Below are 26,824 nucleotides of genomic sequence, written 5' to 3' on the forward strand. Positions count from 1 at the left end.
CGAACGTAGTGAGCGTGGGGGCCCGACGCTTCGCCGGGCCGCCCCAAGAAGCGTCGCCGCCCCCTCGGGGGGGTGAGGCGGGGGTTTCGTGGCGCACTGCGCCACGCCCGTCAAACGGGTCGGCTGTGCAAAGCCGACCCTCCGCGAACGCAGTGAGCGTGGGGGCCTATCTTCACTCATGGCTTGATCGTCAGGTTCACGCTACCCGACGGCGACACGGTCTCCATGCGCCCATCACGCTCAACGCGGGCGGACACCGGCGCGATGCGCACCGTGCCGATGCTGCCTGCACGGGTGTTGAACGACGCGCTGGTCGACACCGTGTCCTGCCCTGCCGGAATGGTCACGGTCACCGAGCCGGGGGTCGTGGTGCCGGCCGCTTCGATGCGGCCCGGGTCGTACTGCAGCGTGACCTCGCCGCCGGCAATGGCACCGCCGCCGCTGATGGCGATGCTCACTTCGACCGAGCCGCCGGCGGTGACTTCGGACGGGCCGCTGACGCTCACCGCGAGCGGTCCGGCGGACGGTTCAGGGGGATCGGATTCAAACTCGCCCTCGTCCGGCGCTGCGTCGCCCGGATTGACCGCCTCGGGCGCCGCTGCGGCCCGCGCCGCGAGCGCTTGCGCCCGACGTTGCGCCATCCGCGCCGCCAGCGCGCCCGGCCCGTTGCCACCGAGCACCGGCGAGTTGTCACCCGACAAGCTCAGACTGCCCGGCGCGGTAGGCCGCAGGCTGAGCGGCTCGGCGCCGATATTGGTTTCGGTGCCGGCCGACATTTCGGCCCGCGCCACCGTCGGCACCACCACGTTGCGGATCACCCGCGGGGTGATCAGCAGCACAATCTCGGTACGGTTGTTGGTGTCTTTCTGACTCGAAAACAGCCGCCCGATCAGTGGGATGTCGCCCACCCCCGGCACCCGGTTACCGACCATCCGGTCTTCTTCCTGCAACAGCCCGGCAAGAATCTGGGTTTCGCCATTCTTGAGGCGCAGCACGGTGGCGGCGGTGCGGGTGCCCACCTGGTAGGCCAGCGAGGCCGACGGGCCGGTCACCTCCTTGACGATATTGCTCACCTCCAGCCCCACCTTGATCTCGACATCACCCGACAGCAGCACCTGCGGCTTCACGTCGAGCTTGAGCCCCACATCGAGATAGGTGACCGAGGCCGACACGCCAACGTTGGCGGTGGCGGTGGTGGTGAACACCGGCAGTTTGTCGCCAATGTGGATCTTGGCCTCTTCATTGTTCTTGACGCGGATGCGCGGGTTGGCCAGCAAGCTGGTGTCACCGTCCTCCTGACGCAGATTGAGCAGCAGCGCCGGGTTGGCAACATACGGGCGCAAATCGCCACGGCTGCGCAGGTCGACCACGCCGCTGGCCAGCGTGCGCGCCACGCCAGTGCCATCTAGCGCACCCAGACCGATCTGGTCGGGGAAGTCGAGGCCGAGTTCGATCACCTTGTTGCGGCTGACCTCCAGCACCTCAACCTCGAGCATCACTTCCGGCTCGGCCACATCCAGCGAGCTGAGCAGGCGTTCGGCCAGCGCGACGGCTTCGGGCGTGTCCTTGATCACCAGCAGCCGCAGCTTCTCGTCCACAAACACGTCGCGACTCTTGGTCAGCGTGCGCACCAACGCCTGCGCCTGCTTCACGTCGGCGTTCGACAAATAGAAGCTGCGCGTCACCAGCTCGCGATACTCCTTGGTCTTGGCCGGCGTCGAGGGGTAGATCAGCACCGAGTTGGCGTTGAGGATCTTGCGTTCGATTTTCTGTGTGGCGGTGAGCAGCTGCAGCACTTCATCGACCGTGCTGTTGCGCACAAACAGCGTGACCTTGGCCTCGGGCCGCACATCGCGGTCGAACACAAAGTTGAGCCCCGCCGCACGCGACAGCGCCTCGAACACAATGCGCAGCGGTGCGTCGCGGAATTCCAGCGTTACCGGTTTGGCGAAGGGGCCGCGCAAGGCCACGTCGGGTGCCGGGTTGGCCTCGGCCAGGGCCGCCTGAAGATGCCCGTCCAACGCCCGCGCGGCAGCGTGCTCTGGGTCTTCGGCCAGCACGCGCGCCACCTCCGCCCGCGCGGTTTTGGCGTCGCCGGCCTTGAACGCGGTTTCGGCCGCGGTCAGCATGGCCGCGTGACGCGCCTGTCGCGCCAGCGCCAGTTGCCCGGCCCCGGCCCGCGGGTCGCCCGGCGCAAAGCGCTCGATGTCGTCATACAGCCGGGCCGCCTCTTCCGTCTGGCCGGCGCGATTCGCGCGTTCGGCCGCCGCCAGCCGTTGCAGCACCACCCGCTCGCGCTGACGCAGATAAAAGGCGCGCAACTCACGATTCTCGGGCGTGGCCGACACCTCGGCAGCAAGCCGGCCCAGCGCCGCCACTTGATCACCGGTGGCCAGGTCGGCGCGCGCCTGCTCCATCGAAGGGTTGCTCGCGCACCCGGCCAGCAACACGAACGACAACAACAAAAACACGCGGGGCATACGGGCAGGCAGAGTCATGGGGCAGTCGCCAGATGGATTCGTTGGATTTCTTTCAGCGGCAAGTAGGTCAGCGTCACGGTGTGCTCATCAAAGGCGTCGATGCGATAGCGCCCCACCACCTCGCCCACCCGCGCCATCACCAGACGCTCGCCGTCCAGCAAGAACAGCGTTCGCGCGCCATCGGCGTCGATCAGCGAGCCGGCGTAGGTGTAGGGCATGGTCGGTGCGCGCAGCTTGGGGGGCGCCACACGCGCCGTCTGGCGGGCCGACGGTGGCGGAGCCGGCACACCAAACACCGAAGGTGCCTCAGCGGCAAAAGCCGGCCGCTCGGCCGCCAGTGCAGACAGATCTGCCTTGGTCGTCACTATCGGCCGGGTCGTGCGTGTAGGGGCGCTGCGCAGCTCGCGCACCGTTGTCGGCGCGTCGTCGGGGTCCACCGTCGAGGCCCACCAGGTGGCCGCCAGCGTTACCGCCAGCGCGCCCCACAGGCCGAGTTGGCGTTTGTTCATACGCCCCCCCGCACAAACACCGACACCCGCACATCGGCGCTGATCTGCCCGGCGGTGGCCTGCTCGCGCTTGATCGACAGCTGCTCCACCGCCGCGCCCGGCTGCTCGGCCAGCACCTGCCCGAGCCAGGCGTAGAGCGCATCAAAACTGCCCTGCATCGGCAACGTCGCCGTTACCCGCACCAGCGGCGTGCCCGACACCAGCGCGCTGCGGTAGTCACCACGCTCGGGCAGCAAACCGTGTTCGGCCGCTGCAACATGCATCTGCGCCAGCACCGATGACAGCTCCGAGGCCGGCGCAAAACGTGCATAAAAGGCTGCGAGCTGATCGCGATCACTCAACACCGGTTGCACCGACACATCCGCCACCTTGAGCAAGGCGGCGCGCTCCGCCGCCAGCGACTCGGCCTGCGCCGCCTGCTCGCTGCCGGTCGACACGCCAAAGGCCAGCGCAAAGGCCAGCAAGGCCACACCGACGGCGCCGGCCCAACCGGCACGCATCACGGCGCGCAGTGTCCGTTCGCGCAGGCGGTCGAGGCGGGGCGACGCGATCTTTGTCATCGGCTCACCCACTGACCATGGAGATTGAACACAAAGCGTCCACCGGCGTGCTCGTAGCTCACCAACTCGACCGCGGCGAACGTGTCGGCAGCTTCGAGCCGGCCGAGAAACTCAAACATGCCATCCAGGCTGGGCGATTCGGCCGAAAGGCTGAAGGTGCCGCGCAAGGCATCTGGCGTCACCGCCAGCACGGCCACGCCATCGGCGGCCGCTGACTCCACGCTGGCAAACAGGGCCGGCCAGTCGCGGCCTAGCTGAGCGGCCAGCTTGAGTGCGGGGCTCGCCTCTTCGGCGCGCACCGGCGCGTCGGGTGTGCTCACCACATGGCGTCGCTCGCGCTGCAGCTGGTGGCGCAGGCGCTCGACGATCTGCTCACGCTCATGCAAATCGGCACGGCGAAGCAGAAAGTCATTCACCTCCAGCGCGGTCATGGTCAAGCCCAGCGCCAGCAATACCCAGCCCAGCGCACCGGGCCCGCGGCGACGGCGGGCAAAGTCGAGAGCAATCGATTGCGGGCTCATGCCAGCGCCACCGGCTGCCAGCCATCTGGCGCATTCTGACGCGTGCCCACGGTGTACAGCACCCCGCTCGATGCCGCCTCGCCGCTGGCACACAACTGAGTCAGCATGCGGCGGGCTGCATTTTCATCACCCGGCGCGACCACTTGCGAGCGCAGCGCGCACCACCGCCCGCCACGCCACACACCGAGCGTGAGGCGCCCCTCGGCCGCGCACAGCAAGGCGCCGTCGGCTGCCGCACACTGCCGGCGCAGGCGGTTGAACTGGGCAACAAACGCGCCGGTCAAGCCAACCAGCCGCGCCTTGCGCGCCGCCAGCAGGCTGTACAGCCCGGTGATCAGCGCGGTCGGTGCCGCGCAGACAATGCGCGCATCGTCGACCGGGCCAGTGTCCATGGCCACGGTCCAGGCCGTCATGTCGATGCCGTGCACCGTCTTGAACTGATGCGCCAGCCAGGCATCGCGCTCGCGCGGCGCGCGTACCGCGGCGGGCCAACGCGTGACCAGATAGCGCAGCCAGTGGTCAGCGACGCACACGTCCACCTTGGCGCGTACCGGCAGCCACTCGGCCAGCGCCGCCGGCCAGGGCGGTGCATCGGCGGCCAGCGCCAAGCGATGCGTTTTGCCACCAACAACCAGCTCGCAGGCCTCGGCGTGCAGGTGCAGGCGAACGGGTTCAGCCCAAAAGCGTGACACGGTTCAGCTCCTGCAAAGTGGTTTCGCCCGCGGCCACCAGCGCGGTGGCGGCGTCGCGCAGACTCACAAAACCGCGCGAGGCAGCCAGCGCCTTGAGCGCGCGCACCGGGGCGCGGGTGACGATCAGTTCGCGAATCTCGTCGTCCAGAATCAACACCTCGGCAATCGCCCGTCGCCCCTTGTAGCCCGAACCACGGCACTGGCCGCAGCCGTGGCCGGCGCGGAAGCGGAAGGCGCTCACATCGTCGAGCCGCGATTCGACCACCTGCGCCGGATCGGGCGTGATGTCATCGGCACAATGCGGACAGTTGATGCGGATCAGCCGCTGCGCGACCACGCCGTTGAGTGCGGCAACGAGGTTGTGCGGGTCGATGCCCATATGGGTGAAGCGGCCGATAACGTCAAACACATTGTTGGCATGCACCGTGGTAAACACCAGGTGGCCGGTGAGCGCGGCCTGCACCGCGATCTCGGCGGTTTCACCATCGCGGATCTCGCCGACCATGATCTTGTCCGGGTCGTGACGCAGGATCGAACGCAGGCCGCGGGCGAACGTGAGCCCCTTCTTTTCATTGACCGGAATCTGCAGCACGCCGGGCAACTGGTATTCAACCGGGTCCTCGATGGTGATGATCTTGTCCAGCCCGTGATTGGTTTCGGCCAGCGTGGCGTAGAGCGAGGTGGTCTTGCCCGAGCCGGTCGGCCCGGTGACCAGCAGCATGCCGTAGGGCTCGCTGGCGAGGCGGCGCAGGGTGGCGCGCACCGCGTCATCGAAGCCCAGGGTTTCGAGCGACAGCCCGGTCAACTCCTGGGTGAGGTGTTCTTTGTCAAGCACCCGCAACACGGCGTCTTCGCCATGGATGCTGGGCATGATCGAGACGCGAAAGTCGATCTCCCGCCCCGCCGCCTGCGCCTTGAAGCGGCCATCCTGCGGCACGCGACGCTCGGCAATGTCGAGCTCGGCCATCACCTTAATGCGCGAGATCGCCTGCTCGGCCAGCTCGCTGCCCTGCACGCTGCCCACGCGCGAAAGCACACCGTCGATGCGGTACTGGATCACCAGCCCCGCCGGCACGCATTCGAGGTGGATGTCGCTGGCGCCCTGCTTGAGCGCGTCGTAGAGCGTGGAGTTGACCAGCTTGACCACCGGGCTGGCGTCTTCGCTGATGCGCTTGAGCGAGAGGTCTTCCGCACCGCCGTTGATCTTCTCACCGCCTCGGGTTTCCGACAGGCCCGCCGCACGGCGCACTTCGTCTTCATGCCGTGCCAGACAGGCAGCGATGTCATCATGGTCGGCCAGCGCCACAGCAAAAGGCTCGGCCAGCCGGGCGCCGAGGCCATCGACCAGCGCGCGGTCAAAGGGGTCGGCCAGCACCAGCAGCAACGCGCCGTCGGGCCCGCGCAGCGCAATGCACTCGCGGCGCAGCGCCTGCTCGAAGGGCATCGCCGCAAAATCCGGACTCAGCACCATCAATTCGGCGTGGCCCATCAACGGCAGATCGAAGGTACGCGCCAGGCGCGCCAGGCGCGGTGCGGCCTCGGATTCGATGGCCGCCAGCGCATCGAGCATGCGCCCGCCGGCGGCGCGCGCGGCGGCCAGCTCGTCGGGCGAAAAGGGGTGAACTCGCGGCGCGTTCATCCCACGCTCTCCGCCAGTTGAAAGATGGGCAGATACATGAGCACCACGATACCGCCGATGGCCACGCCAATGAACAGCATCAGCAGCGGGCCAATCAGGCGAGTGAGCCACTCCACCTGACGCGCCGTGTCTTCTTCATGAAACTCCGCCGCGCGAGTCAGCATCTCGCCCAGATTGCCGGCGCGCTCGCCGACCCGCAGCATGCGCAACGCCACCGGCGTGGCCAGCCCCTGCGCGGCCAAGGTATTGGCAAATCCGGCGCCTTCGCGCACCCGGGCAATCGCGCTCTCCAGCGCCGTGCGTAGCGTCGGCGTCAGCAAGCCGGCGACCATGCCAAGCGCCGTCACCACCGGAATCCCGCCCGACAACAGCATGCCCAGCGTGCGATAAAAACGCGCCAGCTGAAACACTCTCAGCCGCTCGCCAATCATCGGCATCTGCCACATCAAGCGCCCCGCTGCCGCCGCCGTCGCCGGCTGACGCACCAGCGCCACGATGCCGACAATGGCCACCAGCACGCCACCCGCCACGATCAGCGCATTGGCCTCGACAAACTGCCCCCACTGCATCAGCAGACGCGACATGAAAGGCAGATCGCCGCCCACGTCTTCATAAATGTGCGAAAAACGCGGCACCACGTAGCCGAGCAAGAACAACACCACCAAGCCGCCCACGCTGAGCAGCAGCACCGGATAGATCGCCGCGCTCACCAGCTTGCTGCGCAGCGCCTCCACCTGCTGGCGATAAGCAATAAAGCGCGCCACCGCCGGCACCAGATCGCTGGTGCGCTCGGCCGCACGAATCATCGCCACATACAGATCGGGAAACGCATGCGGCGCCGACTCCAGCGCCGCCGACAGCGGCCGCCCCTCGCGCAGCGCCTTGCGGATGTCGTCGAGCACGCCGCGCACCGCGGGGCGGCTCTCTTTTTCGGCCAGCGCGTCCACCGCCTCAGCCAGCGGAATGCCCGCGCCCAGCAGCGCCAGCATCTCCTGGTTGAACAGCAGCAGCGGAAAGCGCGCGCGCCGGCCGCCCTGGCGCTCGGCGCGCATCGCCAGCACCGTCAGCCCGCGCGCACCGGCCAGCTGGCGTGCCTCGGCCTCGGTCGACGCCTCAAAGGCCGTCTCGACCACGTCCGCGCCCTGCCCGATGGCCTTTACCCGGTAGCGCATTACCAGTTCACGATGTCTGCGGCCTCGCCCTCACCACCAGGCTGGCCATCCTTGCCGAAAGAAAACAGGTCGAACTCACTGTGCTCGCCCGGCGACCGGTACTGATAGGGCTTCTCCCACGGATCATCCGGCACCGCCTTGCGCAGATACGGCCCCTGCCATTTGCGCTCGCCCGCCGGCGCCGTGTTCAGCGCGGCCAGACCTTCTTCGGTGATCGGATAACGGCCCACATCGAGCCGAAACTGGTCCAGCGCCTTCTCCAGCGCATTGATCTGCGCCCGCGCCGTCTGCACCTCCGACTTGCCAATCTGCGAGAAAAACCTTGGCCCCACATAGCCCGCCAGCAACCCGATGATCACCATCACCACCAGCAGTTCGAGCAGCGTGAAACCCGCCTGACGCACCCGCGCACGCACAAACGGCACCGTCGGCGCCGACACCAGCGGCGCGGCCCGCAAGGCCGACGCCCCATCCACGGCGAGGCGGGTTGAAACCCGCCCTACGTCATCCGACACGCAGTCGCCCCCCCGTGCCCCCAAAGGCACACCCGGACCCCGCGCACGCACCGCCGCAACAAAACCACGCATGGAAGAAAACACAAACCCGATGGGCAAGAAACGCATGAACTCGAACACTCCCGGGCAGACAGGCTGCCCCATAAAGGCGATCAGAGTAGGCGGGCAATGTGACACCGCGTTGACCTGCCAAACGGTACATCAAACCCCCGCCCAGGTGAAACGCTCCCGTCATCACGCCGCGCCAGACTATCCGCATCGGCCACATCTGCCAGCGAGCGCCCCCATGATCGACGATCTCGACCTCCACTTCGCCCTCAGCGGCATCCGCCGCGCTTGGGTCTCGGAGGAAGTATCCACTACCATCATTCCCGATACCGATTGGGACATGCCCTATGACGACGCCGACCTCGACCCGCTCGACGACGACGGCCCCATCTCATGTGACTGGCTTAGCTAAGCACATCGCCGCCAGCCTGCTCGGCGCGGCACTTTGCGCACCGCTGGCCGTACACGCCGACACGCTCTACAGCTTTGTCGACGAACACGGCGTCATGCACTTTTCCGACAGCCCCGTCACCGACACCCGCTACCGCCGCATCGCCGGCACGCCTCAAGCCGCCCCCTCCACGGGTAAACCCCAGCCCCGCCCCGCCCCCGCCGCGCTACGCCCCCACATCGAACACGCCGCCCGCCAGACCGGCCTCGACCCGGCACTGATCCAGGCCGTCGCCCAGGTCGAAAGCGCCTTCAACCCCAACGCCCAGTCCCCCAAAGGCGCCCTCGGCCTCATGCAGCTCATGCCCGCCACCGCCGAACGCTACGGCGTCACCAACCCCCTCGACCCCGCCACCAACCTCCTCGGCGGCGCCCGCTACCTGAGCGACCTGCTCCGCCTGTTCAACGACGACCTCGAACTGGCATTGGCGGCATACAACGCGGGGGAGAGCGCTGTCACGCGGTACGACAACCGGATTCCGCCGTATCGGGAGACTCGGGCGTATGTGCCTAGGGTGTTGGCGCGGTATGCGGTGGTGCGGGATGGATGGCAAGCCAACGCGCAGAAGAGTCCCTAAACGGCTACTTTTTGTCATCCTGACGCACCATCGGATCTACTCTTCGTCGTCGCGAGATGCGTACTCAGGTACTACTGGTTCGCTGGCAGGGGAACTCCAATATGGGCTCCCTTCGAGCGCTCGTTCAATGTCATCCATATCGTCGTTGCCAAGCGTTGTGTCGAATTTTTCGCTCAGGATTCTTCGGGCGTGGGCTAGACGCCTGGTGACTCTCCATTCGTCGATGTATCGTGTGGTCTCGCGTTCATAATCACGGCCCGCCTCTGGGTAGTGTGATCCAATCTTGTGAAGAGAAATCAATATTGTCTCAATCTCCCCAAGAATTTCGATCGCGTCGTCGAAGGGAAGCTGGATTATGGAGTTTGCTGGAAGCGGCACCATTTTCTCCTTGTTATTGTCGCGTTTTTCAGTTGAAGGTCACCCTTGACCGTCATCTCCACGCGGCCGTGTCGCGGATTCCGAATCATCTCGATGCGAGATGATTCCACGTCGGTCTCCACGAAGTCTCGACCGTGCCCCTTGGCAATTTGATACTTGTCTTGCGCAGATTGCTGGTTCAAGGGCTTTTTGCTTGCAGATTCGAGGTAAACCCGATTGTTGTCTTTCGCTCGGATAACGCCAGTTTCTTCGATGCCGTTCGAACCCTTTCGGTTGGTGTAGTGGCGGACTCGTGTCGTGCCTTCACACTTCGCCAGCCCCAGCGGATCAGTATAGGCCAGCGGGTTGCTATCGACGTAGGCGTAGAGGTTGTCACCGCCGGCAATGCCGATGGGGTCCGCCTGGAATCAATGGGGTCAGAGTCATTGATTTAGAGAAAGACCGGCACCAGGCCTTGAATTGCCACATTTCTATCCGCCGAAGCGCTCGACGGCCTGCCTCGCGGTGACGATCTCGATCCCCTCGAAGCGCCCCAGCGTCAGCAGATCCTCATCGCCCATCACGATCAAATCAGCGTGAGCCGCCAAGGCACAAGCGAGCACCGCATCATCGTCGGCATCGCGCGAGACCTGGCCGGGCGCATCACCGGCCTCGACCAGAACGGCACCGCCTACGACCAGGGCTTCGGCTACGACGCCGCCGACCGCCTCACCAGCTACACCGGCTACCCGGCGCTGCGCGCCTACACCTACGATGCCAACGCCAACCGCACGAGCGAAACCCTCGGGGCGATGATCACCAGCATCACCCATGTGGCCGGCACCAACCGCATCCACAAGGTCGGCACACAAGCCATGGCCTTCGACGCGGCGGGCAACCTCACCAGCTACGCCGGCAAAACCTTCACCCACGGCGCCGACGGCCGCCTGCGCAGCTCCACCACCAGCGCCGGCACCGTCACCTACCAGTACGACGGCCTCGGCCGGCGCATCTCAAAATCCGGCCCCACCACGCTCGTGCCCGGCGGCTTTGTGCGCTACGTATACGACACCGCCCGCCACCTCATCGGCGAATACAAAACCGACGGCACACCCATCAAGGAATACGTGTGGATCGGCGATCTGCCGGTGGCGGTGATCGAAACCCACCCCGACAGCACCACCACCGCCTACGCCATCGAAACCGACCACCTCGGCACCCCGCGCCTGCTCACCGACGCCACCCGCGCCCCCCGCTGGCGCTGGACCAGCCCGCCGTTTGGCGAGGTGTTGCCCGAGGACGATCCGTCGGGGCTGGGCGCTGTCACCTTCAATCTGCGGTTTCCGGGGCAGTACTACGACAAGGAGACGGGGCTGCATTACAACTGGAATCGGTATTACGATCCGGGGACGGGGCGGTATGTGCAGTCGGATCCGATTGGGCTGCAAGGCGGGTGGAATACTTACGGGTATGTCGGGGGGAATCCGGTATCGCGGATAGACCCTTTCGGATTAGCAGAGGAAGGATTCCTCGGAGGGGAATCGGGCAGCCCTCCAGTCGGACTCCCGAATCCTTCGGTGGAAGCGCAGCGCCAACTTGCGCGGCACCTGACACGAATGCTCAGTGAGATTCGAGACAAATTCTGCCCCCCTGATGGGCAGTGCCCTCCTTGCAGGACTGTGAGCGGGAGAATCGTTCCCGTCGGCACTATCGCGTACCGACCTCTGGATGTCATTCCGGACGACGTGATGCAGCACGGCGTGTACGGATCTCACCACAATCTCTTTCAGGCAAACCAGTACCCATATCCAAAATGCGACTGCTTTTGGCAAAAGCTGAAAGACGTTGCAAAGCCCTGGGAGATCAAGCAGGACTGGATCCCAATTGAACACTTTGCCAATTAGAAATTCCGGAGAATATATGCTCTACAAAGCGGACGGAAAAGAAATCAGCGTGGGAGATCGAGTTTTGGTAGAAGGGGGGCTGCACGGCACGGTTATTTGTGATTTCGACAAATGGGAGGCCCTTAGGGGCTATGAGTCGTGGCTAACTAAGGAAGACCTAGTAGGCGGAGGCACGCTAAAGTCTGGAGTCATGATCAAGACGACCGAACTAGGATTCCTGCACTACCCGGAAGAAGATGACGACATTTTTTTTGAAATGGCGTCTGTGGGATCAGATCCGAGATAAATATTATCGAAAAATAGGGAACAGGCACGGTTTTCGTCATCCACCACCGCGGCCAAGACACCAACGGCTGGCCGCAGGGCTACACCCTGGGCGAGCAGCCGCTCGACTTCGGCTACGATCTGGCCGGGCGCATCACCGGCCTTGACCAGAACGGCACCGCCTACGACCAGAGCTTCGGCTACGACGCCGCCGACCGCCTCACCAGCTACACCGGCCACCCGGCGCTGCGCGCCTACACCTACGACGCCAACGCCAACCGCACGAGCGAAACCCTCGGCGCCATGATCACCAGCATCACCCATGTGGCCGGCAGCAACCGCATCCTCAAGGTCGGCACCCAAGCCATGGCCTCCGACGCCGCGGGCAACCTCAGCAGCTACGCCCGATCAATGGGGTCAGAGTCGATCAATGGGGTCAGAGTCATTGATTTAACGAGTCAAGCGGGTTAGCGTATTTCGAATACACAGGAAAGGATGCCATGGCCCGCTTGCCCAGACTCTATATTCCCGGTTGCGCCCAACATGTGATCCAGCGCGGTAACAATCGGGAGGCCTGCTTTTACGACGAGGGGGATTACAAGGCCTACTTGTCGTTCCTGAAGAATGCGGCAATCAAGTACCAGGTTGCCATCCATGCATATGTGCTGATGACCAATCATGTCCACTTGTTGATGACGCCCGGCAGCGAGCAGGGTGTGAGTCGAATGATGCAAGCTCAGGGGCGCAGATACGTTCAGTACTTCAATTTCACTCATGGCCGCACCGGCACCTTGTGGGAGAGGCGGTTTAAATCGACAGTGGTGGACGCCGACAGCTATTTGCTGACCGTGTACCGCTACATTGAGGTCAATCCCGTGCGGGCCGCGATGGTGACGCACGCATCGGAATACCCTTGGTCCAGCTACCAGAGCAACGCGCTGGGCAAGGCGATTGAGTTGCTGACCCCGCACCGGCTGTACCACCAGTTGGGAATAACCGATGTGGAGCGACAGAGCGCTTACCGAGCACTGTTTCGAGGCGGGATGCCGGATCGGGACTTGGAGGCGATACGGGAAGCAACGAGCAAGGGATGGGCGTTGGGTGATGATCGGTTCAAGGCACAAATCGAGGCCAAGACCGGACGTCGGCCTGCCCCTTTGGGGCGGGGCGGGGATCGAAAGTCGATGGCGTTTCGGGAAAGCAAAAGTCAATGACATTGATCCATCCAGCAGACCCGCCGCGTCGATGCTCGATACCAGATTGTTTTTTCTGCATCCTTTTGCGAGCGCGTTCGTCTCCATGGGCGAACAGCTTCAACCGATAGCCCCGCCAAGGAGTGTTCAGATGACCACGCGATTGCGCGAGCTGTACGCCAGCAACGCTCGTGAAGGCAACTTGCTGTTCTTCATGCTGGCTGCTTTTGTGCTGATCTATTTTGTTCCCGCCGGAACGACGCGCTTCGATAACGCGGTCTTGGAGGCGGTTCGCCTGACCAACTGGTACGCCAGAGAGCACGTCATCCTGTGTCTGCTACCGGCCTTCCTGATTGCCGGCGCGATGTCGGCGTACATCAGCCAGGGGGCAGTGATGCGCTACCTGGGGCCCGAGGCGTCCAAGCCGGTGGCGTTTAGCGTGGCATCGGTATCCGGCACGCTGTTGGCCGTGTGTTCCTGCACCGTGCTGCCCTTGTTCGGCGGCATCTACAAGCGCGGCGCGGGCCTGGGGGCGGCAATCGCCTTTCTGTATTCGGGGCCGGCCATCAACATCATGGCGGTCGTGGTCACGGCAAAAGTGCTGGGGGCGGAGATCGGCATTGCCCGCGCGGTTGGCGCCATCCTGTTTGCACTGGTCATCGGCACGATCATGCACCTGCTCTATCGCAAGGAGGAGGCGCAGCGAACGGTCAAGAACACGCGCGGCTTTGGTGGCGATGACACCGACAAGCCGATGAGCGCGATTGCGACATTCTTTGCGCTGATGGTCGGGGTGCTGGTGTTTGCCAACTGGGCGGCTGCCGACAGCGACATCTGGATGCAGATCTACGCATGGAAGTGGCAGATCACGGCGCTGCTCTCCGCCGCGCTGGCGGGCCTGCTGGTCTGGCGCTGGCACTGGCCGGCAAGTCAGCTGCTGATGCTGGCTGCTGTGGTGGTGGCTGCCGCCGTGATCGTGCCCGGCGCACCTGAGTTGCCCTTTGCTCTCGGCATTGCCGGGCTGATGATCATCTCGGCATTGCGCGACGAGGATCGCGAGTGGTCTGCGCAAAGCTGGGATTTTGCCAAACAGATCCTGCCCTTGCTTCTGGGTGGCGTCTTCGTTGCCGGCTTTGCGCTGGGTCGGCCCGGCCATGAGGGAATCATTCCCTCGGAATGGGTCGCGGCAGCCGTGGGCGACAACACACTGAGCTCCACCATCATCGCCTCAGTATTGGGCGCGCTGATGTATTTCTCTACCCTGACCGAGGTGCCCATCGTCGATGCGCTGATGGGCGCCGGTATGGGCAAAGGGCCGGCACTGGCACTGCTGCTGGCGGGGCCCGCGTTATCTTTGCCCAACATGCTGGTGATCCGCACGATCCTGGGCACGCAAAAAACCGTGGTCTATTGTGCGTTGGTTGTGGTGATGGCCACCATTACCGGCTTTGCCTATGGCAACTGGTGGTAATTCAACCCACTGAATTTATGTAACGAGTGAGGAAAAACCATGAAATTCACGATCTACGGCAGTGGTTGTGCCAAATGCAAACAACTGACGGCAAATGCAGAAGACGCGGCAAAGGCCAAAGGGATTGACTATGACATTGAGAAAGTAACTGACACCAACGCCATCATTGATGCCGGCATCATGCGCACCCCGGCGCTGGCGATTGACGGTGAAATCGTCATTGAAGGCAAGGTTGCCAATGCAGACGAGATCCAGAAATTGCTGGCTTGATTGAAAGCGCCCCGGGCGCCGAGAACAGGCCAGGAGTCCGATCATGCCACCAGCGGGTCGCTCCCTGATCACGGTGCACACGCACAGCGCATCCATCCCCGGCGTGGGGCGGATGCGCCGCCGGCGTGGCCACCAGATACTGCAGCGCAAAAAACCCTGCCAGCAGCAGGGCCACAACATTCTTCGTGGACACCGGCAGAACGCTCGACTACGTTTCCTCATGTGAGATGAACGTCATTCTCATTCCTGTTTTTCATATTGAGGAGATGCGCAATGCACGGATCACCCTTGAACCCCACAGCCGTGTCGAATCGGCCACCATTGAAGGCCCGCCTGCTTGGCGCAATTGCCGCGGCGGGCTTGCTAGTGTCGGCGGTGCCGGCCGGCGCGCAGGCGCTGGCACAGGCAGTGCAGAAAGACCGCGAGATGATTGTGACGGCCAACCCGCTGGCGAGCGCCGCGGGGGCCAAGGTGTTGAAGAACGGCGGCACGGCGGCGGACGCGATGGTGGCGGCGCAGGCGGTGCTGGGGCTGGTGGAACCACAGGCGAGTGGGATTGGCGGGGGTGCGTTCGTGGTGTATTACGATGCGGCCACGCGCACGACGACGACCTTTGACGGCCGCGAGAAGGCGCCGGCGGCAGCCACAGAGGACCGGTTTGCGGGCCTGGGTTTTACCACGGCCTGGCAGAGCGGGCTGTCGGTGGGGGTACCGGGCACGCCGCGCATCATGGAGGTGGTGCATGAGCGCTATGGCCGACGGCAGTGGCACCAGCTGCTTCAACCGGCGATCACACTGGCCCAGAAGGGTTTCGAGTTGACCGGGCGCACCTCCAGCCAGGTGGCTGGGCTGCTGGCGGCCAACCCGTCGTGTACCAATCGCCTGTTCTTCCGCGACCCGGTGGCCTTTGCCTATTTTGCCAACCCGGACTGCACGGCCAAGCCGGCGGGCACCAAGGTCAAGAACAAGGACTACGCGCGCACGCTCAAGGCGATGGCCCGCCACGGCGCCGACGCGTTCTACACCGGCGACATCGCAGCGGACATTGCCGCTGCGGTGCAAGGCGACCCGGCCATTGCGGGCGACATGACGGTGGCTGACCTGGCCAACTACGAGGTGATCGAGCGCGCACCGGTGTGTTTCGACTACCGCGGGCACAATGTGTGCGGCATGGGGCCGCCCTCCTCCGGCGCGCTGGCGGTGGGGCAGATCCTGGGCATTCTGGAGAGCTTCGACCTGACCGGCGATCCGCTCGATGAGCGCAATGTGCACCTGTTTGCCGAAGCCGGGCGGCTGGCCTTTGCCGACCGGGGCTTGTACGTGGGCGATACGGACTTCGTCACCGTGCCGGTCGAGGGCATGCTCGACAAGACCTACCTCGCCAGCCGCGCCGCCTTGATTGGCGAGCAGGACACGGGCACCGCGCAACCCGGCACCCCGCCGGGGAACTTCGACCCCAGCGCGCCGGACAACCGTGCCAAGCTGAGCGGCACCAGCCATATCTCGATTGTCGACCGCTACGGCAACGCGCTGTCGATGACCACCACCGTCGAAAGTTCTTTCGGCAACGGGGTGATGGTGCGTGGCTTTTTGCTCAACAACGAGCTGACGGACTTTTCGTTCAGCGCGGTGAGCAATGGCCTGCCGGTGGCCAACCGGGTGCAGCCCAACAAGCGGCCACGCAGCTCGATGTCGCCGAGCATCGTGTTTGACGACCAGGGCCGGGTCGAGTTGGTAACCGGGTCGCCGGGCGGCTCGCGCATCATTGGTTACACGGCGCAGTCGATCGTCAATCACATCGACTTCGGGCTCGATCCGCAGGAATCGATCAACACGCCGCATTACCAGAACCGCAACGGTTCAACGGAGATCGAGCGCACGATTCCAGGCATCACGATTCCGTACGATGCCGACGCGCTGGCCGCCCAGCTACAGGCGCGCAACCACCCGGTGAACGTGGCCGACCGGCTGGAGAGCGGCCTGTCGATCATCCATGTAGTGCATGACGACGACCGCCACCATCACGGCAAGGGCCGGCACTGGAAGCACGGCCACCACGGCAAACCCTGGCATCACGGCAAGAAAGGCGATGTCACGCTGATCGGCGGTGCCGACAAGCGCCGCGACGGCACGGTGGCCGGTCGCTGAGGGGGCGCGTGTCCATGAATCTCGGTGCGCCGTTCAGGGTCGGCTTCAGACGACCATGGCGGGTTGAAACCCGCCTTACGCGGTGACGACACGGGAACCGTAAGTAAAAAAGACCGGCAGGTTCGCCTGCCGGTCTTTTTTTCATCAACAGCTCGCGCGGGATGTCTTGCTTACTTGAGTCGCCGAATCAGGCTGGAGGTATCCCAGCGATTGCCGCCCATGGCCTGCACGTCAGCATAAAACTGGTCGACCAACGCGGTGACCGGCACACGAGCGCCGTTGCGGCGGGCTTCGTCGAGCACCAGACCAAGATCCTTGCGCATCCAGTCCACCGCAAAGCCGAAATCGAACTTGTCGTCCACCATGGTGACGCCGCGGTTGTCCATCTGCCAGCTCTGCGCGGCGCCCTTACCGATCACGTCCAGCACCTGCTTCATGTCCAGGCCGGCTTTCTGGCCAAAGGCAATGGCTTCGGCCAGGCCTTGCACCAGCCCGGCGATGGCGATCTGGTTGACCATCTTGGCCAGCTGCCCGGCGCCGCTCTCGCCCAGGCGCGTAAAGGCACGGGCAAAAGCCATGGCCACTGGCTTGACGGTGTCGAAAGCGGCCGCGTCACCACCGCACATGACGGTGAGCATGCCGTTCTGCGCGCCGGCCTGTCCGCCGGACACCGGTGCATCGATAAACTTCAGACCCAGCGCTTCGGCGGCGGCCGACAACTCCCGCGCCACATCGGCCGAGGCCGTCGTGTGGTCGACGAAGATCGCGCCCTGCTTCATGCCGGCAAAAGCGCCGTCCGGCCCGAGCGTGACACCGCGCAGGTCGTCGTCGTTGCCGACGCAACAGAACACGATATCGGCATCCCGGGCGGCGTCAGCCGGCGTAGGCGCCGAGGTACCACCAAACTCAGCCACCCAGGCCGCTGCCTTGCCGGGACTGCGGTTATATACCGTCACCGTATGGCCGGCCTGGGCCAGATGGCCCGCCATGGGCAGGCCCATGACGCCGAGGCCAAGGAAGGCCGTGCGGGCGGCCGGGGCGGATTCATAGGGTTTCGCGTTGATGGACGACATGGGCGTTCTCACGAATGAATGAAGGAAAAACAACGAGGCGTCGCCCGGTCGCATTCAGCCACCGGCGCCGGTCTCGCGCTGACACGCCATCCTAGCGCAGCGCGCCGGCTTCGTGAGCACGACGCCAGCCGTTGCCCCTGGATGATGCGCCTCACTCCGCCATCAGTCGCGCCGTTCCGTAGACCCGAATCGAACTGCCCGGCGCCGACGGGATGTCAGCCGCCAGCAGCGAGCGCCTGCCCATGTCTTCGCCCTGCACCACCTCGATATGGCCATGATGCGGCCAGGCCAGGTCGCGCAGGTAGCCAGCCAGCGCCGCCGTGGCGGCACCGGTCGCCGGGTCTTCATACACGCCGCCGGAGGCAAAGGGGTTTCGGGTATGGAAACGCTGGGGGCCCTCGGCCCAGGCCAGCAACACCGTCACCAGGCCATGTGCATTCATGAATCGCCGCCCGGCGTCCAGCGCGTAATGCATGCCCGACAGCGCCTCGCGGCTTGCCAAGGCAAGCAGCAGGTGGTCAGCCCCGCCGTGGATGCGGGCAGGGGGCAGTCTTTGGTCGAGTTCATCCCGGCCATAGCCGAACACCGCCAGGGCTTCATCGATCAGCGTTTGATCCACCGGCGCACTGCGCGTCGGCGGCGATTGCAGCGCGGCGCTGAGGGAATTGCCCTGCCGCGCGCCCTCGACGGTGATCCTGGCCTGATTGAGGGTCAGCTCGAATACGCCGTTGCCCTGCCGCATGGCCAATGCCGCGCCGAGCGCAATGGTGGCATGGCCGCAGAAGGGCACTTCGGATTCGGGGGAAAAATAGCGCACCCGCCAGGCGCCGTCCTCGGGCGCGGCGAAGGCGGTTTCCGAATAGCCGACCTCGGAAGCGATACGCTGCATCTCGTCGGCAGGCGGCAAGGTCGGGGAGATCGACACCCCGGCTGGGTTACCGCCGGTGTCACCATCGGAGAAAGCGGCAATCCTGAGAATATCCATCGAAAGGTCTCCGGCAAGGGTGAGCTTGTCACAGGATAGAACCTTGGCGCAGAACCTGCCCGGTACAAACACCGACGCGAAACGCTGAAATGTACCGTTCGGCGCCCCGCTCAGACGGATGGCACGGGGAACAAGGGCTGCGCTGCCAACGCCGCCCATCGTAAAGGTCGCCCGCATCGACGGGCGGCCTTCCGGTTTTGCCGCTTCAGGGGCTCAGAAGGCGTAGCCCACGGTCACCCAGGCACGCGGATCGCGCTCGGCCGAATCCGACTGCGGCGCGCCGCCATGGCTGCGCCAGGCGACGTTGGCATCGACGCGCCAGCCATTCGCTTGATACCGCACGCCCACCCCCGAGCCGGCAATGGCGCGGTGGTTGTCGGTCACCGCCGGGGTGATGCCACCGGGGTCGGCGTTGATCGTGACCCGGCCGGCATCATGGAACAGGTAGGGGCTGAACGCCCCGAGCGCATAGCGCAGTTCGATCTGCGTCAGCCAGCCCTCGTCGCCGTTGCCCTCGCCGTTGGGATAGGCACGCACGCCGTTGGCGCCGCCTAGGCTGAGCCGCTCGGACGAGTCGAGATTCTGCCCCGCCCACTGTGCCGACACGCGGCCGAACAGGGTGAAGCCGGCCGGCAGCGCCTGGACGCGGGCCAGGTCGAGGTTCCACTTGTCGAAATGGCCGCGCGCATCGGTGCCGCTGGAAATATCGGTGGCCTTGAGCGTGTCGTCGAGCGTGAGGCGGCCGGCAGTGTAGCTGACGGCGCCGTAGGTGATGCCCCCGCCGCCAAAGCCGTCGCGGTGGTCGAACTGCAGCGCCAGCGGCAGCGATTCGCTGGACTTGTCGTTGTCGGTGCCGGCCAGGCCCTGGCGGTCGTTGAGCGCCTTGTGTTGGTAGGTGGCCGCCACGGTGAGGTTGGTGCGCTGCGAGCGGATCACCGGGTAGCTCACGCCGATGCTGCTGACCTTGGCCGTGCCGGTGGCGTCGAGACTGGCGAAGTTCTTGCCCAGTTCGTAGGACGTATGGGCATAGCCGATGTTGCCGCGCAGGCCCGAGGCGCCCAGCGGCAGGCTGTAGCCGAGGCTGCCCAGCCACAGGTCTTCGTCGGAATAGATCAGCCGCGCGGTGATCTGGTCGCCGAGCAGGAAGGGGCTGTCGAGCTGCAGGTTGGCGCGCAGGCGGTGCTCGCCGGTGAAGCGGTTGCCGTGGTTGTCGATGCCGACCTCACCGGCAAAGCCCGGCGTGCGCTCGACACGCACGTCGAGGTCGCCGGTGCCGACTTCCTGGCCTGGGCGGATGATGGGCGCCACCTTGACGCCCGGCAGATCGTCCAAAACCAGCGTGGTGCGCTCAAGCAGATCACTGCGAATGACTTCGCCCGGCTGGAGCGGCGAGAGAAAGCGCTCGGTGGCACCGGTCAGAGTGGGATCGCCAAAGGCCCTCACCGTGCCGTAGCGCCCCTCTACCACCTCGATGCGCAGCTGCCCCTCCGCCATCGACTGGGGTGGCAGATAGGCACGGGCAAAGGGGTAGCCGGCAGCGGCGTAGTGCGCGCGGACACGCTGAGCCAGTTCGCGCAGAGCGGCCAGATCATAGGATTTTCCCGTGACGGGGCCGAGCATGTCGCGCAGCTCGGCCTCGCTGAACAGGCTATTGCCGCCGAAGCTGACCGCCTGCAGCATGACTTGCGTGCCACCCGGCTGCAGCGCGGCGGCCGGTGGGGCTTCGATGGAAATAGCCGGCCCGGGTTGCGGTGCTTCGCGCGGCGGCGCGTTCTGCTGCAAGGTCTGACCGGCGTCAGGCGCGACCTGCGCCAGCGCAGGAAAAGACGCGGCCAGCACCAGGGTCAGTGCCGAAAAACGAAAAATCGTCGTCATGAAATGAATGCCTGTGGTCATGTGTATCCGGCGGGCCGATCAGTTGCTCTGCTGGCGCGGTTGTTCCGCGTCGTCGGCCCTCGCCTCGCCAGGCAGATGCACCCCGCCGGCGACGACAAAGACGTTCATGAAACCTTGTGGGTCACGCCCGCCCAGATCCGGTGGCAACGCGGTAGCAGGTGCCCCGTCCGCGGATTCACCCGCATCCTGGGTTCCCGTGGCGCCGGCGCTGCTGGTGGTGCCAGTCGCACCGACGGTAGCAGTAGCGTCCGTCGTGCCGGCGTTGCTGGTGCTTGCCGCCGCACCGCCGCCTGCTGACGAAAGTTCAACAAACGCCAAACCGCCGGACACGCCCACGACTGGCAGCGAACCCTGCTGGTTGGTCACGACGGAGACCGGCGGGGGCGCGGTGGGCGACGGCGTGCCAAGCACGGTTCCGGTATTGGTCATCGGCTGCAAGGGTAAGCTCTGGACCGTCTTGATCGCAGTGTCGAGTTGAGTGGTGCTGGGCGCGGGAGCGGCGGGGGCCGGTGTGACACCCGCCGACTGCGCCACCTGAGCAACGACATTGTTGATTTGATTCGCTGGCGCCGCAGCGTAATACCAGGTCATGCCGTCCGCCTGACCGGTCGCGAGATCGGCCAAGCGGATAAAGAGCGCGTAAGAGCCGTCTTCCGGACCGCGCCAGATTGCCGACGTGCGCGGATCGATACCCGTGGCATTGGTAAAGCTGCAGCAGCGAGAAATCGACGTGTCAGCACCATCCGACGTCGAATAGAAAAGAATGGCTGCGCCTTCTCCATTATCAAACTCGGTGACCTTGAGCGCCTTGGCCTGGTCGGTCTGCGCAGTGATCAGCTCGAAACCGTTCTCGGTCAGGTTGCCCTTGTATTTGAACTGCGAATCGCGCGTGGCGACATAGTCGTCCTGGGTGCCGACCCACAGCCGCAGATTGGACGCCGCCGCGCCGCCCAGGTTGGTCAGCGCCGTGTCGATCTTCACGAAGGAGGACCCCGTCGCCAGGGTGTAGGTGTTGTCCACCTTGACCGACTCGCCGCCAACGAAGCCCAGCGTGGCGCTGGACACAATGACGCCGCTGCCCTCCCGGTAGCCGGAGATGTCGAAGCGGCGATCGGAGATGGCGCCGGCCAGATTGTTCTGGCTGTCCAGCAAGTTGCCGTTGCGGTTCCAGCTGTTGGTGCCGTCCCCGCCAGCGCCGACCTCCATGTTCAGGGCGTAGTTGCTGAAGGTCAGCTTGTACCAGGCATTGCGGGTCACGCCGCCAATCTCGGAGGTGTTGTCGAAATACCAGGGCTGCTCAAGCAGGCCATTGCTGTTCAGGGACGCCTGGGTGCCGTTGCCGAAGCGCAGGTTGCCGTTATCGAAAACCAGGTTGCGCGTGGCGCCGCCCGAGCCCTTCTTCCAGGTGAAGGCCGTCGCGGTCGGAATGTAGATCTTCGCGCCATTGGCCACGGTATACGCGCTGCCCGCGCCATCGGCCGAGCCCTGCCCGTATTCGAAGGCCAGCGAGCTGCTGCCGGTGGCGTCGAGGGTGGCATTGACGTTGATGTTGCGCGCCGCATTCAAGGTGAGTTTGTTCGCGCTCCAGGCGATGGCCGAATTGACGGTAATGTCGCCATCACTGCCGCTCTGGCCACTGGCGGTATCCGGCGTATTGCCGCCATCCGTCGAGATCGTCACGCTTCCGCCACCCAACGCCGCCTGGATGGCCGAGGCCAGCGCGGTGTCGATGGTGATGTTGACCGGGTCGATCAACCACTGCGCCGCCTTGATCACGGCGCCGTCAGAAAACGCAAAGGTCGCGCCCGAGGTTTCGATAAAGCCGCCCTCGGCCTTGATTGAGCCGTCCACGCGCGTTTCGCCCCCATGGGCAAACAACACGATCTCGCCCGTCTCACCGGTGGTCAGCGTCTGCGCCTCGATCAGCCCAGTGTGGTTGATCACGCTGCTGGCCAGCGTGGCGGCGGCCTGCGAGGTGAGCAGCACCTGGCCGCCGTCGGCGCGGATCGCGCCGCCATTCTGGATCAGGGTGTCGACGGTGTCGTTGGCCACCTGCAGCTTGACCGGACCGCCCAGATCGAGCGTCACGGTATCGCCAGCGCCAAGCAGCACATCGCCACCATGGGCGGTGAGCGTGCCGTCGTTGATGATGCGCGCGGCGATCAGCGCGATCACGCCGCCCGGCGCGGCGGTGATGTTGGCCTGGTTGATGATGGCGTTGGAGCTGCCGCCGGCGAAGGCGTAGCGGCCGGCCATGAAGTCCGTGTTGGCGATGTTGAGCGTCGAAGCGACCAGACCGCCCACGTCAACCTGCGCGCCTGGCGCGAAGTAGACGCCCTGCGGGTTGACCAGGAAGACCTGGCCGGTGGACGTCAGACGCCCGTAAATCTGGCTGGCGTTGGTGTCCAGCACCCGGTTGAGTGTCGCGCCGCCGACCGGCTGCTGGAAGTGCACATGCGCCTGACTTCCAATGTTGAAGGTGGCCCAGTCGATGGCCGCGCCAGCGCTGGTCTGGGTCACATCCATGCGCGCCCCACTGCTTGCGATCGTGGCGTGACCGCCGACCACGGTACCGCCAGTGGGCAAGTCGGTCGCCGCCGGCACCGCGGTGGCAGCGGGACTGATCAACCACACGCCAAGCGCAACACTACCGGCAGCCGCACGACGCAGACTGCGCGCGCCCCTGCCAGCACGCCCTTTTCCCTGCGCCGAGCCGGCTTCGCTAACGGCTTGCCATACCGAGGTCGCAGCGTTCCAGACAACCCGAAAACAGTGATTCAAGCCTTGTGATTTCATGATTTGCGCCCCGTCCGTGTTGCATTGCCCGCAGGCCGCAGCGCCTTCCGCACTCGACCTGGCACACCCGCCGCCCGCTGAAACAGCCATTCGATGTTCACTTCCTTCGCTCCTTCGCCCTGACAGCGGCCTCGACCAGACCAAGACCTACCGTATTCGCACCGTCCTGTTTCGACTCGGATGAAAGGAACGGATCCCAGGACACCGGAGCGCGGCCCCGCGGGACTTAACTCATGTCGGTATTACGACAATGCTCAAGGCTTCTGAAGGAGGAGGGGCGAGATATTTTTGCCACAAATCAAGAAACGGCCAGCACAACAATCCGGCCAACATCGTTTTGTCATCTGCCGGGACAAATTCCCGTAATGTTTCACCGCTAGCGTCAGGCCTGCGCCCGTCCCGACGGGGCGACCCAACAACGAAAGAGGGCTTGACCATGGAACACGACGAAGGGATTTCGAACCATTCCGGCAACCGTCCGTTTGAGGACGTACTGGAAGTGAACATGCAACGCCGCAAGGTACTGGCCGGCGGCCTGGCGGGCGCCGCCATGGGCTTTTTCTCTGCGCCGGCCCTGGCGGGCATGAAGGGCTGGGGGCAGGATCGCAACGACACCGCACACCGCGGCGGTCGCCGGTCGAGCCGTCTGCTCGGCTTCTCGCCGGTACCGGTGGCCGAGGGCAACGGGCCGTGGCCGGCGATTTCGTCCGACTACCACTACGATGTGCTGATCCCCTGGGGCGAGCCGCTCGAGCCGAGCGGCCCAGCCTATCAGTGGCCGCCAACCGCCGCCGACCAGGCGCGGCAGATCGGCATCGGCCATGACGGCATGTGGTTCTTCCCGATCGAAGACAAGGGCTGCCGTGATGATGACGACCGTGCCCACTGGGGGCGTCACAAGGACATCTGGCGCGGTGGCGAAAACCGCCACGGCTTGCTGGCGATCAACCACGAATTCGGCGAGAACATGCATGTGCTCGGCAAGGCCGCACCGGAGAGCCTGGAAGATGTGCGCGTATCGCAGCATGCCCATGGCGTGGCGGTGGTCGAGATCCAGAAAAAAGGCCGCATCTGGCGTGCGGTCGAGAGCGACAACGCCCGCCGCATTCATGTAAACACGCCGGTGGCTTTCAGCGGCCCGGTGGCCGGCCACGCGTTGCTCGACACGCCCAACGGCAACATCCCGCTGGGCACGGTCAACAACTGCTCGAACGGCCACACGCCGTGGGGCACCTACCTCACCTGTGAGGAAAATTTCAACGGCTACTTCGGCGCCGCCGGTAGCTGGAGCGCAACCGACGCACAAAAGCGCTACGGCTTCTCGAGCAATGGCTTTGGCTACGGCTGGCACCTGTTCGACCGCCGCTTCGATCTGTCGGACGAGGACTACCGCAACGAAGAGCACCGCTTCGGCTGGGTGGTCGAGATCGATCCCTTCGACGCCACGCAAACCCCGGTCAAGCGCACCGCGCTGGGCCGCTTCAAGCACGAGGGTGTGGCGATTACCGAAGGGCGCGGCAAGCGTGTGGTGGCCTACATGGGCGACGACGAACGCTTCGACTACATCTACAAGTTCGTCTCCGAAGACAACTGGAAGAAAATGCGCCGCGCCGGCAAGAGCCCGCTCGACCACGGCATGCTGTATGTCGCCAAATTCAATGACGACGGCACCGGCGAGTGGCTGGCACTGACCATCGACAACCCCGCACTGGCCGCCCGTTTTGCCGACCAGGCCGAAGTGCTGACCTACGCCCGCATGGCCGCTGACGTGCTCGGCGCCACCCCGATGGACCGCCCGGAATGGACTACCGTGGCACCCAACGGCGATGTCTACTGCACGCTGACCAACAACAGCCGGCGTACCGTGGCCGACGCGGCCAACCCGATGGCGCCCAACCCGGACGGCCACATCATCCGCTGGCGCGATGCCGACAAGCACGTGGGCACCACCTTCACCTGGGACATCTTCCTGATCGCCGCCGACACCCACGGCACGGAAGACAGCTTCGCCTCGCCCGACGGCATCTGGGCTGACCCGGACGGCCGCCTGTTCATCCAGACCGACGGCGGCCAGAAGGACGGCCTGAACAACCAGATGCTGGTGGCCGACACGATGACCGGCGAGCTGCGCCGGATCTTCACCGGGGTGAGCGGCGACGAGATCACCGGCATCACCGTGACGCCGGATCGTCGCACCATGTTCATCAACATGCAGCACCCCGGCGAGGGCGACCCGACGGTCACCAACTTCCCGGCCGAACTCGATGGCGTCACCGTGCCGCGCGACTGCACCATCGTCATCACCCGCAAAAACGGCGGCATCATCGGCTCCTGAGCCCTGAGGCCGGTCCAACAAAGCCCGGCAGGTTTGCGCCTGCCGGGCTTTGTTGCATTCAGCCTCAGCCCAGCAAGCGCGCCCGCAGCGCGATCTTGTTGTGCACCTCAAGCTTGCGGAAGCTGCTTTGCAGATGCGTGCGCACCGTGGCGGGCGACACCTTGAACCGGCGAGCAATGGTTTTGTAATCGGCCCCCTCGGCATAAGCGCAGGCCACCTCGTGCTCGCGCGCAGTGAGCAGGTCGGTCACCTGCGGCGCGGTCTCCGGCGGGGCATCAGGTTCGGCCAGCAGCACGAAGGGGATCGCGAAAGCCGCCTGCTCGGTCTGCGCCCGCGTGAACGGCCGGCTGCGATCCTCGCGATAGAGCGTGAGCCAGCGCAGGCCACCGGCGTCGCTGCTGCGCACGCCGCACAGCATCAGCTGGCCGACGTCATGCGCCCGCAGGCACTCGCCCACGGGTACGGTCTCGCCCGCCGACAGGTCGCGCTCGACCACCACGTTCTGCAAGCTGCGCGGCTGGCGGGCAAAGCGCCGGGCCACCGGGTCGAGGTGCGCCACCGCGCCGTAGTCGGCCAGGATGCGCTCCGAGCGCCCGCGCAGTTCGGCGCTGTGAATATGCACCACGCCATCGGCATGCTGACGCCCCTCGCCCCACACCACGCCATCGAAGCCCAACTCATGGTCGAGCCAGGCGAGCGCCTCGCGCCGGTAGTCAGTGCGACTGCCGGTTCGTCCGAGCTCCATCAACGAGAGCAGACGCTTGTCATGACTGTTCATGCCGCTTTTCTCCCTGCAGCGGACGGCGCGTCTCATGCATCTGCATGATTCAATCTGCCCGCGTTTGTGGGTAGCTTAGTCTGGCAAGTGCGGTGCTCAATGCGGGTTTCCCCGATCGCACCGCTTTCGCACATGCTAACGTAGCGCACCGACAGAAAACACAATGACATGTCGGGACACCCACGCAAGG

The 26,824-nt window shown here is 65.0% G+C and carries 23 protein-coding genes; 8 read left to right on the top strand and 15 right to left on the bottom strand.

Annotated elements, in window-relative coordinates:
• Positions 1-176 precede the first annotated feature (176 nt).
• From FHP91_RS17570 to gspG, 8 genes are read right to left on the bottom strand one after another with little or no spacing between them, the layout of a single operon-like run.
• Entirely contained in the window at positions 177-2,498 is a 2,322-nt protein-coding gene (locus tag FHP91_RS17570; RefSeq protein ID WP_246116354.1) for a secretin N-terminal domain-containing protein, read from the bottom strand.
• A complete protein-coding gene (locus FHP91_RS17575) occupies positions 2,495-2,989 on the bottom strand; it encodes a hypothetical protein (protein ID WP_144310827.1) in 495 nt (164 codons plus the stop codon). Before FHP91_RS17575 ends, FHP91_RS17570 begins: the two co-directional genes overlap by 4 nt.
• Entirely contained in the window at positions 2,986-3,549 is a 564-nt protein-coding gene (locus FHP91_RS17580; RefSeq protein WP_144310828.1) for a hypothetical protein, read from the bottom strand. The genes FHP91_RS17575 and FHP91_RS17580 overlap by 4 nt, the downstream gene beginning before the upstream one ends.
• Positions 3,546-4,070, bottom strand: a complete 525-nt coding sequence (locus FHP91_RS17585; RefSeq protein ID WP_144310829.1) for a hypothetical protein — start codon at positions 4,068-4,070, stop codon at positions 3,546-3,548. Before FHP91_RS17585 ends, FHP91_RS17580 begins: the two co-directional genes overlap by 4 nt.
• The gene (locus FHP91_RS17590) at positions 4,067-4,762 is read right to left on the bottom strand and encodes a hypothetical protein (RefSeq protein WP_144310830.1); all 696 of its coding nucleotides are present in this window, start codon (positions 4,760-4,762) and stop codon (positions 4,067-4,069) included. Before FHP91_RS17590 ends, FHP91_RS17585 begins: the two co-directional genes overlap by 4 nt.
• A complete protein-coding gene (locus tag FHP91_RS17595; RefSeq protein ID WP_144310831.1) occupies positions 4,743-6,401 on the bottom strand; it encodes a GspE/PulE family protein in 1,659 nt (552 codons plus the stop codon). The genes FHP91_RS17590 and FHP91_RS17595 overlap by 20 nt, the downstream gene beginning before the upstream one ends.
• Positions 6,398-7,573, bottom strand: a complete 1,176-nt coding sequence (locus FHP91_RS17600; protein ID WP_144310832.1) for a type II secretion system F family protein — start codon at positions 7,571-7,573, stop codon at positions 6,398-6,400. Before FHP91_RS17600 ends, FHP91_RS17595 begins: the two co-directional genes overlap by 4 nt.
• The gene (gene gspG / locus FHP91_RS21370; protein ID WP_391527581.1) at positions 7,573-8,013 is read right to left on the bottom strand and encodes a type II secretion system major pseudopilin GspG; all 441 of its coding nucleotides are present in this window, start codon (positions 8,011-8,013) and stop codon (positions 7,573-7,575) included. The genes FHP91_RS17600 and gspG overlap by 1 nt, the downstream gene beginning before the upstream one ends.
• A 361-nt stretch (positions 8,014-8,374) precedes the next feature.
• On the opposite strand from gspG, the gene FHP91_RS21200 reads away from it, so the two are divergent.
• Together FHP91_RS21200 and FHP91_RS17610 are read left to right on the top strand one after the other, a co-directional pair.
• Positions 8,375-8,548: a hypothetical protein gene (locus FHP91_RS21200; RefSeq protein ID WP_186301613.1), complete on the top strand. Its 174-nt coding sequence runs from the start codon at positions 8,375-8,377 to the stop codon at positions 8,546-8,548.
• Positions 8,532-9,164: a lytic transglycosylase domain-containing protein gene (locus FHP91_RS17610; RefSeq protein WP_246116355.1), complete on the top strand. Its 633-nt coding sequence runs from the start codon at positions 8,532-8,534 to the stop codon at positions 9,162-9,164. The genes FHP91_RS21200 and FHP91_RS17610 overlap by 17 nt, the downstream gene beginning before the upstream one ends.
• 353 nt (positions 9,165-9,517) lie before the next feature.
• Here the strand turns inward: FHP91_RS17610 and FHP91_RS21740 are convergent, their stop codons facing one another.
• A complete protein-coding gene (locus FHP91_RS21740; RefSeq protein ID WP_222105248.1) occupies positions 9,518-9,934 on the bottom strand; it encodes an HYD1 signature containing ADP-ribosyltransferase family protein in 417 nt (138 codons plus the stop codon).
• Between the two features lie 183 nt (positions 9,935-10,117).
• Here FHP91_RS21740 and FHP91_RS17625 point away from each other — a divergent pair, with 183 nt between their 5' ends.
• Positions 10,118-11,425 carry an RHS repeat-associated core domain-containing protein gene (locus tag FHP91_RS17625; RefSeq protein WP_144310835.1) on the top strand — a complete coding sequence of 436 codons (1,308 nt, stop codon included), beginning with the start codon at positions 10,118-10,120 and terminating at the stop codon, positions 11,423-11,425.
• A gap of 222 nt (positions 11,426-11,647) precedes the next feature.
• Here the strand turns inward: FHP91_RS17625 and FHP91_RS21755 are convergent, their stop codons facing one another.
• Entirely contained in the window at positions 11,648-12,052 is a 405-nt protein-coding gene (locus tag FHP91_RS21755; RefSeq protein ID WP_246116356.1) for a hypothetical protein, read from the bottom strand.
• 137 nt (positions 12,053-12,189) lie between these two features.
• On the opposite strand from FHP91_RS21755, the gene FHP91_RS17635 reads away from it, so the two are divergent.
• The 4 genes from FHP91_RS17635 to ggt all read left to right on the top strand — a co-directional run bounded on the left by FHP91_RS17635 (position 12,190) and on the right by ggt (position 16,771).
• Positions 12,190-12,903 carry a transposase gene (locus FHP91_RS17635; RefSeq protein WP_144310836.1) on the top strand — a complete coding sequence of 238 codons (714 nt, stop codon included), beginning with the start codon at positions 12,190-12,192 and terminating at the stop codon, positions 12,901-12,903.
• Positions 12,794-14,353, top strand: coding sequence for a permease (locus FHP91_RS17640; RefSeq protein ID WP_246116366.1), 1,560 nt, complete (start codon positions 12,794-12,796; stop codon positions 14,351-14,353). The genes FHP91_RS17635 and FHP91_RS17640 overlap by 110 nt, the downstream gene beginning before the upstream one ends.
• A gap of 39 nt (positions 14,354-14,392) precedes the next feature.
• Positions 14,393-14,623, top strand: coding sequence for a thioredoxin family protein (locus FHP91_RS17645; protein WP_144310837.1), 231 nt, complete (start codon positions 14,393-14,395; stop codon positions 14,621-14,623).
• 273 nt (positions 14,624-14,896) lie between these two features.
• A complete protein-coding gene (ggt, locus tag FHP91_RS17650) occupies positions 14,897-16,771 on the top strand; it encodes a gamma-glutamyltransferase (protein WP_144310838.1) in 1,875 nt (624 codons plus the stop codon).
• Positions 16,772-16,941: 170 nt separating this feature from the next.
• Here the strand turns inward: ggt and FHP91_RS17655 are convergent, their stop codons facing one another.
• The 4 genes from FHP91_RS17655 to FHP91_RS17670 form a co-directional block, all read right to left on the bottom strand.
• Entirely contained in the window at positions 16,942-17,844 is a 903-nt protein-coding gene (locus FHP91_RS17655) for an NAD(P)-dependent oxidoreductase (protein WP_144310839.1), read from the bottom strand.
• 151 nt (positions 17,845-17,995) lie between these two features.
• Positions 17,996-18,829, bottom strand: coding sequence for a PhzF family phenazine biosynthesis protein (locus FHP91_RS17660; protein ID WP_144310840.1), 834 nt, complete (start codon positions 18,827-18,829; stop codon positions 17,996-17,998).
• A 213-nt stretch (positions 18,830-19,042) separates the two neighbouring features.
• A complete protein-coding gene (locus FHP91_RS17665; protein WP_144310841.1) occupies positions 19,043-20,704 on the bottom strand; it encodes a ShlB/FhaC/HecB family hemolysin secretion/activation protein in 1,662 nt (553 codons plus the stop codon).
• A gap of 39 nt (positions 20,705-20,743) precedes the next feature.
• Positions 20,744-23,521 (bottom strand): two-partner secretion domain-containing protein, encoded by a 2,778-nt coding sequence (locus FHP91_RS17670; RefSeq protein ID WP_186301614.1) that lies wholly within the window; start codon positions 23,519-23,521, stop codon positions 20,744-20,746.
• A gap of 436 nt (positions 23,522-23,957) precedes the next feature.
• On the opposite strand from FHP91_RS17670, the gene FHP91_RS17675 reads away from it, so the two are divergent.
• Complete coding sequence (locus tag FHP91_RS17675; protein ID WP_144310843.1) at positions 23,958-25,856, top strand: PhoX family protein; 1,899 nt, start codon at positions 23,958-23,960, stop codon at positions 25,854-25,856.
• A 64-nt stretch (positions 25,857-25,920) separates the two neighbouring features.
• Here the strand turns inward: FHP91_RS17675 and FHP91_RS17680 are convergent, their stop codons facing one another.
• A complete protein-coding gene (locus FHP91_RS17680) occupies positions 25,921-26,634 on the bottom strand; it encodes a helix-turn-helix transcriptional regulator (RefSeq protein ID WP_186301615.1) in 714 nt (237 codons plus the stop codon).
• Between the last annotated feature and the right edge of the window lie 190 nt (positions 26,635-26,824).

The organism is Denitromonas halophila, from assembly GCF_007625155.1.
GTDB classification, from domain to species: Bacteria; Pseudomonadota; Gammaproteobacteria; order Burkholderiales; family Rhodocyclaceae; genus Nitrogeniibacter; species Nitrogeniibacter halophilus.